This is a genomic window from Cohnella faecalis (genome assembly GCF_003570905.1).
GTDB classification, from domain to species: Bacteria; Bacillota; Bacilli; order Paenibacillales; family Paenibacillaceae; genus Cohnella; species Cohnella faecalis.
In genome coordinates this window covers 267,793-279,719 of record NZ_QXJM01000040.1, presented here as the reverse complement: position 1 = coordinate 279,719, position 11,927 = coordinate 267,793, and the positions used below count along the sequence as shown (strand labels likewise).

5 protein-coding genes are annotated in these 11,927 nt (G+C 48.0%); 4 read left to right on the top strand and 1 reads right to left on the bottom strand.

Going from position 1 to position 11,927, the window contains the following annotated elements; translation table 11 throughout:
* Nucleotides 1-161: 161 nt before the first annotated feature.
* On the bottom strand, nt 162-3,077 hold the full coding sequence (locus tag D3H35_RS22685; protein WP_158594229.1) for a stalk domain-containing protein: 2,916 nt from the start codon (nt 3,075-3,077) through the stop codon (nt 162-164).
* 149 nt (nt 3,078-3,226) lie between these two features.
* Here D3H35_RS22685 and D3H35_RS22680 point away from each other — a divergent pair, with 149 nt between their 5' ends.
* The 4 genes from D3H35_RS22680 to D3H35_RS22665 all read left to right on the top strand — a co-directional run bounded on the left by D3H35_RS22680 (nt 3,227) and on the right by D3H35_RS22665 (nt 11,916).
* Nucleotides 3,227-4,192 (top strand): helix-turn-helix transcriptional regulator, encoded by a 966-nt coding sequence (locus tag D3H35_RS22680; RefSeq protein WP_119151463.1) that lies wholly within the window; start codon nt 3,227-3,229, stop codon nt 4,190-4,192.
* 73 nt (nt 4,193-4,265) lie between these two features.
* The gene (locus D3H35_RS22675; protein ID WP_119151462.1) at nt 4,266-5,078 is read left to right on the top strand and encodes an effector binding domain-containing protein; all 813 of its coding nucleotides are present in this window, start codon (nt 4,266-4,268) and stop codon (nt 5,076-5,078) included.
* 227 nt (nt 5,079-5,305) lie between these two features.
* Complete coding sequence (locus tag D3H35_RS22670; protein WP_119151461.1) at nt 5,306-11,446, top strand: RCC1 domain-containing protein; 6,141 nt, start codon at nt 5,306-5,308, stop codon at nt 11,444-11,446.
* Nucleotides 11,443-11,916: a GNAT family N-acetyltransferase gene (locus tag D3H35_RS22665; protein ID WP_119151460.1), complete on the top strand. Its 474-nt coding sequence runs from the start codon at nt 11,443-11,445 to the stop codon at nt 11,914-11,916. Before D3H35_RS22670 ends, D3H35_RS22665 begins: the two co-directional genes overlap by 4 nt.
* The last annotated feature ends 11 nt before the right edge of the window (nt 11,917-11,927 follow it).

Genomic DNA, 11,927 nt, shown 5'->3' with positions numbered 1-11,927 from the left:
TTTCTCGAATAGAATGGAATACATTTGGAATGCTAACATGATATAAAAAGATATTCATCAATGTTTTTTAATAAAGATAAATTATTCCATTCTATTCGTTAGACAAGCCAAAGCCCCCTTTCACAAGGGGGCTTTGGCTTGCAGGAAGACGTTGAACGAAGCTATTCCTTCAAAGAGTACATCTTACTGAGTGTGTTTAACAATTCGGCTTCTTTATAGAAGCTGTGATTTGCGATTGCAATTACGCCATTATGATAAGTAATCTGTTTACCGAGGGCATCGCATAGCGCGCGCAACGGCAAGTAAGTGTTGCTGTCCACTATTCGTGCGGCTACGGGTAAATCGACGACCTTGTCGTTTACCTTCATCGTTTTTTCGCCAATGCGGATTTCGATGCGAATGCTGCCGTCGTAGTTAGTGACCACAGCCGTCTGCGTTTTTTTGTCCCATGTAACGCTTGATTCAAGATTTTCCGATACAACCCGCACAGGAAGCAGCGTCGATGCGGAGGCTTTATCGACGAAAGGCTTCGCATCCGTCGTTTCGAGCGTACCGTCGGCAAGTATAGTACCGTTGCCAACTCCTAGTACAAGAGCATTCTGCAGCTGTGCCTTCATCGTATCGGTCAAAGCTTTCGAATAGTAGTATCCCATGTTCGGACGGCTAATAACATTGAACCAGACGTTCTTCTCGACATCGCCCCATTTGATTTTGATCGATGCGTACCCGCTTTTCAGCGCCGTGATCTTGCCGTTCTTGATCATTAGAACTTTAGGATCTGAAGAGACCCATTCGCTGCTGTTATCGATGACTTGGTCATTGTAATCGACGTATCTCGCGATAATCTTGGCTGGAATGGAATCCCCGACGACCAGACTGCGGCTATCGAATGTCCTGTCCGTCAGATCAGACCATTCGTAATACCACAGCTCATTCTGCTGTTGAGAATCGTAAAAAGCCGTATTGCCTGTAACCGTGCCGCCTACGGAGCTTAAATAGATCGGCTTGGTCGCCAGCTTGTCCAACCATACCTTCGTTCGGCCGCCTTCTGTCAGGTCCAGGAAGTTAGCTCTGACGCTCAGCTGTTGAATATCAAAATCGGCGTTCATAACGGAAGAGATATCATAGATGCCATTAAAGCCGATATCGATCCATTTCAATGAAGGTAACTTCGACAATACGCTCACATCGCGTATTTTGTTGCCGGACACATTGATATCCTCCAGCTTGGTAAGCGCAGCAATCGGTGAAATATCGCGAATCTGGTTGTTTCGCAGACTTAGCGTAGTCAATCCCGTCATTCTGGAAATCTTAACGACATCCGCATCCGTAATTCCGAATGAATTAACTCCCAGCCATAGCAAGCCTGAGAGGGAAGTAATCGGCCGCAGATCGAGCAGGGGCACATCGTTTCCTTGCAGAGACAAGTTCAGCAGCTTGTTGGCATAACGAAGGGCGGTAACATCCCTCAGCCCGTCACTGGTAACCGTCAATTCCACGAGGTTCGCCATAACAGTGGGCGGAATGAAGGAAAGATCGGTAAGCTGATCATCCTCCACAGTGAGCTGTCGCAAATTCGGCAACTGTCCGAGAAGCTGAGATAAGTCTCCCTCCGGTATAGAGCCGTAAAGCGATAATTTGTTTAACTGCTTCAAATTCGCTAGCAATTGCAATTCGTGGATCGGCTTTTCTGCGAACGATGTTGCAACAGACAGCTCCGTCAATCCCCTTAGATTTGCAATCGGAGCAACTCCTGCCTCTCCGAGAGATTGAAAGTTAAGGGAACGCAATCCCGTCAGCTTAGGCAAAATATCCTCATCCAGAGAGGTATCTCCATTGTTGTAATCGAAATAGAAGTCAGAAATTCTGCTCAGAGCGGCCTCGGTAATTACAGCTTGGTTAATTCCAAGCTTAAGTCGCACCCATTGTTCTACCGTGCTGCTCTTGAATTTGATCGGCAGCTGACTCTTGGCTTCTCTTGGCAGACGCCACTGCGCCAAATATTCGGCTGCATTGTCTTTGCCGGGAATGTCAAAGAACGACACCGTATAGCTGATCGTCGCAGCTTCTCCGGATATCGTCTTGATCCCCTCGATCTTCACTTCGTACACATCTTGATCACTAGGAGCACCCGCATCGGCAGGCCGGAAAATAATACTGCTTCCGGCACCAAAGCCTGAGCCTTCTACGTTGAAATAATTGCGGCTCATGTCAGGCGATCCTTTATCGTTGTAATCGAAGTTCCATTCTCTTCCGTCAGTTATCCTTTTTAAATTAACTTTAACCTCATTCAGGGTCGGGCTTTCGTATTGTTCTTTATTTAAGTTAACCGACCAAGCATCTCCGAAATCAAAGGCTATCATTGGGAACGCTCCCGGGGAAGGCCAGGCGGTTATCGGCGAAGCCGAGGTTTTCGCTCCGCTTTTGTCGAACACTTGCATCGGTGAATAGGCTGTTGCAGTGTTACTCAGCGCGTAACCGAAACCTACCTTCTTCAAAGGAGGATTCAATATCCAACGGCGATGGCCGACCCGGTCAATGTTGGTCGAGTCGCTATCGCTCATATAACCAAGCACCGTCTGATGAAGCTTCGTTAATCCCGCATGCAGATTGCTGCTGCTAGTCGATTTGGCGCCGATCTCGAAGAAGCCGCTATCCATGTCCTTCGGCTTCGCAGGATAGTGAGTTAATGTATCTACTGCAGCCAGCACGACTGCGCCGTATTGCGCTTGATCGTTCAACGATTGATCTTGTTCCAGATCATCCGGAAGTCCTGCAAGAAATCTTACAAAGTTCGCCATATTGACCCCGTCTTGTATGAATGCGGGATTAAGCTTTCCCGTCGCATAAGGGGCGGTTACATTCGGTTTGACGAGAAAAGGATCTCCGGAGAAGGTCGGCTTGTACTCATCCCACTTCGCAATTATTTCTTCCGGCGTGTGCCCATCGGTTACTACGCGATCAGAAGAAGCATCCGCCGAAGCTGCTGAGAAAGTCATGCCGATCGCGATTACAGCTGCGATGAGCATAGTCAGAACATATTTCTCCCACTTCACCTTAATTTCTGGAATAATCATGATAGCCTCCATCGAGTATATAAGAATGTGTATATATTCGATGTATACTGAATAAAACCTTTTATTTACATGAATTCCACATGGACAGAATAATCTCTTTTTTATTTTGATTAATGTTTTAGTAAAAGTCGAAACTATGGAGGCTCAACATGCGGCTGGAACGGCTGTTAAATATCGTGATCATCCTTATTAATCATCGCATGGTTCAAGCGAAGGAGCTTGCTGAACGGTTCGAAGTGTCGGTAAGAACCATCTATCGCGATATCGAGGCGCTAGGGCTGGCCGGCATTCCAGTCGTAACTCATCAGGGCAGCAACGGAGGCATCGGGCTTGCGGAGGGGTACAGGCTGGATCGCCACCTGCTGACCGACCAGGAATGCGCGGCCATTGTGACCGCCTTGCGCAGCATTACGTCCTTCGCCGCAGGGGATGGTGCCGACAGCGCGATGCTCATGGAGAAGATTCGCAGCATTATTCCGGCTGTGCGGCAGCAGGCGTTTCAAGAGCAGTCGAGCCAATTGCTCGTAGACCTCTCCCCTTGGGGGCATTATCCACAGCTTGAAGCGATGTTAAGTACCGTCAAGCGCTCCATTAGCAATCAGCGACTGCTGAGGTTTCAATATCATAATGCCAAGGGCGAAGTCAGCGAACGGCTTGTCGAGCCGTATACCTTGTTGATGAAGGGACGAAGCTGGTACCTCTACGCTTACTGTCGCCAGCGCAATGATTACCGCCTGTTCAAGCTGCAACGCATGAAGGACACTGTCATAACCGAGGCGGCATTTACCAGACGGGCAGATGCAGAGACCGATAATCCCACTCTGGTCGTCAAGCAATGGTATACACCGGAAAATACAACCGACGTCGTCCTTCGATTCACCGATCAAGCCAGACACCTGGCCGAGGAATGGTTTGGCATATCATCACTGGAGTCCGAGACCGTTGGAGAGGTGCGTAAATGGCGGGCTACGGCCCGTTTTCCGGAGGATAGCTGGCTTTACGGCTTTATTTTAAGCTTCGGATCTGAAGTAGAGGTGTTGGAGCCTGCTCATATCAGGAATATCATTCGACAGTCCGCTCAGCGAGTAGCCGATATTTATTCCGGTGATTTATAACATGACAGTACGTTGTCCAGTTCGGAGGATTATACTGGCGTCATATCTCATCTCAATACAGGAGTGATTGAATATGACAACTGCAACTTTATTCTGCCAAAGCTGCGGCATGCCGGTGGCAAGCGAAGAAGTACACGGTACGGAGCATGATGGGGCAAAAACAGACAAGTACTGCACCTATTGCTATCAAGACGGGGCTTTTGTACAGCCGGATCTTACACTGAAAGGTATGATTGAGGCTTCTATTCCGTATATGGTGGAGGAAGGAATGGATGAGCAACATGCCCGCGAGCTGTTGCAGCATCAACTGCCTGGACTGGAGCGCTGGAGGGGACAGCAACGGGAAGCTGACAAGGACAACGATTCCGGTGCCGTTGCAGCTTTTTCCCAACCTATTGTAGAGCCTCTAGTGAAACAGCTTGATGCGTTCTCTATTGCAGGGCTTGCAGGCGTGACCGCGAATGAAGCCGAGAGAGGGCCGGATGCAAAAATCGCTAAGCTATGGGAGCGGTTCTGGCAGCAAGATCAGCTTCAAAGCTTGTTTTCGAGCGGAGACGAACCGCATGTCAGCTACGGATGCTATTCGAACTATTCCGATGGGGTCAACGGAAGCTACCAGATTACGGTTGGTTGCCGGATAGGCAGCGAGCAAGACGTTCCGGAAGAGTGGACGAGAGTCGATCTGCCGGCATCGCGCTATGCCATATTCACTTCCCGTCGCGGTCCGGTGGTCGAAGTGGTCGTCGAACTGTGGCAGCACATCTGGGAGTGGGCGGAAACAGGCTCTTACAAGCGTACTTTTACCGGAGACTTCGAACGCTACGACGTACGCTCTGCCAATCCCAACGAAACCGTCGTCGAGATTTATATCGCAATTGCCCCGTAAATAACGATCTTTCAACGCAAAATAGCAACCGCCCGCTGCTTAGCCTTATTGGCCAAGCGGCGGGCGGTTTTCTTATTTCAGTAGCTGTTGAACGCTGTAAGAACCTTCGAATTATGATTATGTCCCTCCTATTTATTATTTATATTAAATGAATAGGATTGCCAATAATATACATTACATAGGATAATAGAACTAAATATTTGCGATGAAAGAAAGAGGTAGTTAATGTGACTCAATCAAGATTAACAAAATGGGCATCCATATGTTTGACTGCACTATTGTTATTTTCTATTTTGCCAGTTCCGTTCGCACAAGCTAATTCTATCCATCCCTCGGAAAGTAGAGGGTATGTCCAGGTGGATGGCGGTAAGGAATTTACCCTCGCATTGAAGGCTGACGGTACGGTCTGGGCTTGGGGCTACAATGGTGAGGGTCAATTGGGGAACGGGACGACAACGGACAGTCTCACCCCAACTCAAGTGAGTGGCCTTAGCGATATAACGGCCATTGCGGCTGGAGATACACATGGCCTTGCCCTAAAGAGCGATGGTACGGTCTGGGCATGGGGAGATAATGTCTACGGGGTAGCAGGATACTTGGATCAGGATTCGAATGCTTACATTACGATTCCCGTTCAAGTAAGCAATCTTAGTGATGTTAAATCCATATCCGCAGGATCGCTTTACAGTCTGGCTTTAAAAGCGGATGGAACCGTTTGGGCTTGGGGTTACAATAATGCCGGGCAATTAGGAAACGGTTCAGATAGTAGGGAATTTACGCAGGTATCAACAATTAACAATGTAGTAGCCATTGCAGCGGGACTTAATCATAACCTCGCGGTGAAGAATGATGGAACGGTATGGGCATGGGGAGATAATACGTATAGTCAATCGGGGCCTAGCTATTCTTATCACGTCAATATTCCTATTAAAGTAAATAATATATCTGATGCAAAGGGGGTAGCTGCAAGTAAATATTATAGCTTGGTCTTAAAGACCGACGGTACCGTCTGGGTATGGGGGCAGGGTAAAAGCATCCCTTGGCAAATGAAAAATAATAACGGCAGTAGCTTTAGCGATGTCAAATCCATAACGGCAGGCAGCGATAACGGTCTTGCTATAAAAAGTGACGGTACGGTATGGGAATGGTCCCTAAACTATTACGCACAATATTCATTTGGCATTTATCCTGAATTGATTAGTACTATCAATGATCCAATTACGGTATCTGCAGGTGCTGGCCATAGTTTAGCCATACAGGCGGATGGCGATATTTGGGCTTGGGGATACAACGTGAGCGGTCAACTGGGTAACGGAGAAACGACGGAGAGGCAATACGTTCCTTTGCTTGCCCTCGGTACAACAGATAGCGCTTTATCCGATTTGTCTGCTTCCGTATCCAGAACATCGGCGGATGGAAGAAGCGAATCGGTTCTCACGGTAAAGCTAACGGATAAACAAGGTCGTCCGGTTCAAGGACACTCCGTGAGCTTATCGCAAGATGGAAGCTCTGCGATTACCCCGCTGAATGGGGTGACGGATGCAGGTGGGCAAGCTTCGTTTATCGTAGTTAGTACGCAGGCGGAGAATGTAAACTACACCGCGATAGATACTACAGATCAAGTGGCAGTCATGAAATCCATTCTTGTCACGTTTACAGCGGATGCCGTAAATACAACGAACTCACGGCTTACGACATCGTCCACCTTTTTGCCCGCCAATGGGACGACAAGCGGTACTTTGACTGTAATGCTGAGAGATAAGCACAACAACCCCATTCCGCAACGCTTAATCAACATTAGCCAGGGTGAAGGAAATTCCATCGTTCTACCTATAAGCGGCGGAGTGACCGATTTAAACGGACAAGCTTCGTTTTTGGTAAGAAGCACGGTTGCCGAGACTATTACATACACGGCTACGGATGATACGGAACAAAAAGCAATAGAACAAACGGTTCAAATTACGTTCAGTCCTGAAGCATTGAATGCCCATGTGGCCACAGAGTCTTCAAATGTGGAAGCAAACGGAACGGACAATACGACCTTAACCGTTACTCTCTTAGACGGCGCGGGTACTCCGATTCCGGGCCATGTTATTGCCCTCACGCAAGGAAGCGGCATTTCTGTTATTGTTCCTATAAACGGAGGAGTCACGGACTCAAATGGACAAGCCTTTTTTACGGTGGCTAACAACCAGCCGGAAACCGTAGTTTATTCAGCGACTGATTCTACCGACCAGACGACATTAGCGCAAACGGTACAAGTTATTTTTTATCGCGATGTTACGAGTGTAACCTTGGATCAAAGCGAGTTGACTCTTAAAGTCGGTAAAGATTCACCGCGCTTAAAAGCGACCGTTTTGCCCGAAGGAGCTACGAACAAGCGGTTGATATGGACCAGCAGCAACCCTGAAGTTGCGGTAGTAGGCAGTGATGGATTGATTATGCCGTTGGCGGCAGGAACCACGATCATTACTGTAACGACCGAGGATCAAGGAATGACGGCGACAAGCCGGATAAAGGTAATCGGTTTGACGGATCGGGACGGTTCCACACTGACAGCTTCAGCTTCAAGCGTGAATGTCGGTAGTGGATTTCAAGTTACCCTAGCGGTTAGTCTCATAGATTCACTAAATCGTCCTATGTCAGGTCATGTGCTCGTTCTGTCGCAAGGAGGTGGCAGCTCCGTGATTACGCCTTTGAATGGAGGACGGACGAACGCTAAAGGACAGGCTTGGTATACGGTAACGAGTACGAAAGCCGAAAAGGTTACTTATACGTTGACTGATATGACAGATCATGTGACGCTGGCCCAATCGGCGCAAATTGTGTTTAATGCGGGATTATTCGATTGGATGAGCTCAAGAGTATCCGTCTCGCACGCTCAGGTTGAAGCGAACGGCAATGCTTACAGTAGGGTAACCGTAATCCTGGTAGACTATTTTGGGAATCCAATTCCTAATGAGGAAGTTACTCTATCTCAAGACGATTCAACACACTCCAAGATAGTGCCCGTTAACGGCGGATTAACAGATGCAAACGGAGTGGCAACTTTTACCGTAACCAATAAGTACGTGGAAACGGTCATGTACTCTGCGTCAGTTGAAAGGTTGTCCAATACAGTTATGCTGGATAGGCCTCGAGTCTATTTTGTGAAGGGTTTAGCAACCTCTGCGAACTCAACGTTAACCGTATCGTTGCCGCAAGTCGCGGCGGATGGCATATCAACCAGCATCATAACGGTAACGCTTAAGGACTCCGGCAATCATGCGATTACTAACCGCAAAGTTTCCCTGTCGCAAGGCGAAGGCAATTCCATTATTTCACCGGAAAAGGAAGGGTATACGGATTATAACGGGCAAGCTCGTTTTTTTGTGAGCAATAGAAAAGCCGAAACCGTAACTTACACAGCGCATGATTCAATAGACAATACGACTTTTGCGCTGTCAGCTGAAATTAGATTTACTATCGGTGTGGCAAACGGGGTAAGCTCGTTATTTGAGTCTTCGCAAACTAACGTAGAATCGACAGGGGAATCTAGCAGTACATTGACAGTTACGCTAAGAGATGGCACAGGCAATAGAATTCCCAACCATTTGATAAGGTTGACGCAAGGCGAGGGAAGTTCCATCATTAGGCCTATACAGGGCGAGTTGACCGATGAAAATGGACAAGTCACGTTCACGGTAACGAATATAAAAGAAGAGAAAGTAGCCTATACAGCGATAGATGTTACAAGTAAGGTGACGTTAGAGCGCAAGGTCTCTATTAATTTCTACGTTAATCATGTAGAAGGGATCATGTTTGATCAATCACGAATGACGTTAAAGCCCGGCGATGGCACCGTAGCGTTAACGGCACGAATTTTGCCTAGTAATGCAACGAATAAAACGATTACCTGGAGCAGCAGCGACCCTGCAGTGGCACGAGTGGATGAGAATGGTGTCATTACTCCATTAAAAGCGGGAACCGCCATCATTAAAGTCGTAACAGCGGATCAGCATAAAGAAGCAACCTGCCGCATCGTTGTGACGCAACCGGCGGCGGGACCGGCTTCGGCGAATATTTCGGTCACCAACAATGCAACCGGAATCGAAGATATTGTGACGGTGAAGGGGCTGGCTAGCGGGAATACGGTAAAAGTCTATCGCGAGTTAAACGACCGGATTCCGATTGCGCAAGGAACTGCGACGATAGTGCCCGGTACCCGGAGTTACGAGTCTCGAGTCTCGATCCCGCAGCTAGGCGAATTTGCTGGTACGGTCTATGTGTCCGTAACCAGCGGAAGCAATGAATCCGGAAAAACGCCAAAGAGCTACGCAGCAGAGCCCTCGGCCAAGTTGAGTAACGGATCCGTCAGGATTTACAATAATTTGTCTCCAATCAAAGATTCCGTCGTTGTATCGCAGCTTAAAATTGGCGACACCGTACAGGTCTACAAGGATAATACAACGAAATCGTCCTTAGCAAAAACTACGGTAACGAGCGCCGGGGACGCGCAGCTTTTCATCAACCAGCTGGGAAAAACGGCAGGCAGTATCTATGTAACAATTATTAAGGCCGGTTACTCGGAAAGTGAACGGTTGGAGGTTTCGTATAACGCAGAGCCATCTGCCGGTCCGTCTGCGACGGCCATTACTGTAGACAATCGATTAGCAGCCGGTTCTGTTGGCAATGTGGACAGCGTTTCGATCACGGGAGTGACCGATAACGATGTCATTTCCGTCTACGATCAATTGAACGATGGTACTCTACTAGGGTCTTCCGTCGCGGGGCCTTCCTGTACATCCGCAAGCTCGAAAAAGATTTGTACGGTTTATCTCGAACTGCCTAGCCATAAGGCAGGCACTGTATACGTTAGCATAACGAAGAATGGCAGAGAAAGCGGCCGGACCCTCAAAGCGTATTTGGCCGAACCGTCCGTACCGTTGAATACGGATCAACTCAACAGTCCCGATGGGGATATTCTGATTCGTAATAACTACAAAACATCATCAGACTCGATAACGGTTAAACGCTTGTCCGCAGGGGATGTTGTCAAGGTATTTAGCGCTAAACTTGCAACGCTTGCGACTTCGAAGCCGGTAGCCAACGGACAATCCAGCGTAACGATTACGCTCCCTCAATTAGGAACGCGCGAGGGTACGGTGTATTTATCCGTGATCCGCAGCGAATATCTGGAAAGTGCAAAAGTCGTCGCGACTTATCCGCAAGAAGCGCCCCAGGGGTTGGCGATTAGCTCAATCGCAGTGACGAATGATAGAGTAGAGGATACGGTACGAGTGACCGGATTGGCGATAGGCGATAAGGTTCAGATTTACAGTGACGTGTTAACAACGGACTTGTTAGCAACGGGCGAGGCTGCGCTCTCTGGAATCGGCTCCAAGCCATCCGCCTTAGTGTCGCTCCAACTTCCTACCGGTAAGGCAGGGAAGATTTACGTGACGCTGACAAAAGAGGGAATAGAAAGCTCGCCGACGGAAAAGGCATATACGGCACAGCCATCCGAGCCGGTTCAAGATGTCGTAGCGATCAACAATCTGGTTAAGCCCGATCTTGTCATTGTGAACGGATTGGCTGCCGGCGATGTGGTTAAGGTTTATAAAGATGCGACTCCTAAATCCTTGGTTTTGGCGACTTCGAATCCAGTAGCCAGCGGACGAACCGATATCACGGTGTCGCTCTCTCAATTCAGCAAAGATTTGAGCGCGGGTTTGGTTTACGTATCGGTTATTCGTAAAGATTACCTCGAAAGCGCCCGGGTCCAAGTATCGTACCGGGAAGCGCCGCCCGCTGCTCCTCTCGCAAGCGTCATTACCGTAATCAATCGATACGGGAGCAGCGATACAGTGACGGTTTCGGGGTTGAAAATGGGGGACACAGTCAACGTATACAGTTCGGCACGTATTGGCGACGATGTCTTGCTTGGATCTTCCATTGCAGAACAAACGGGTTATGGCCTATTTGCAGCCCATGTAGAGGTTAGCTTAAAGCCTGATTCGGGCTCCATATATGTGACTGTTTCTAGAAATGGAATAGAGAGTGATTTGACTGCAAAATCCTATTCTCCCGAGCCCTCTGCGCCGCTGGAAGACAGCCAAATCGAGATTCTTGATTACATGGATAATAAACTAAAAGATACGATTAAAGTGTGGAACCTGAGCAAAGGCACGATTATCAAAGTGTACATTCTCGAGAAAAACAGTTGGAAGCCACTGCTTACTTCATCAAGCTTAGTCGCCGAAAACGGCGCGTATTCAACTACATTAAAGCTAACATTTCCTAGCCAATGGACCATAAAGATTACTCAGACTGTTCCGGGACGCACCGAAAGCGACGGGATATACTACCAATTGAGGGCAGCCGGATGAAAATAAGCCTTGAAAAAGCGGTGGAAGCCGACGCGGAATTTATTTTTGATATTCAAGTCAAAGCTTTCCAACCATTATTGGAGCTATATCAGGACTATGAAACAAATCCGGCAAACGAAACCTTGGAGCGAGTTATTGCAAGGATAAATAATCCCCAAGGCGGCTTCTATAAAATACTGGCCGACCATGAGCTTGTCGGGGCAATCTGTGTGTATTGGAAAGAGGAGGGGGCGCCGATTTGGATAAGCCCCATGTTTATACTTCCCGAATATCAGGGAAGAGGAATTGCGCAACAATCAATTACTTTGTTCACGGAAATGTTCCCGCATGCCGCTGCTTGGGAGCTAGCGACGATCTTAGAGGAACAGCGTAATTGTTATCTATATGAAAAAATGGGATTCGTGAAGACTGGCGTACAGAAGAAGCTAAATGATCATGCGACCCTTGTTTTCTATAAAAAGAGCTGTTGAAGCGTCGTTCA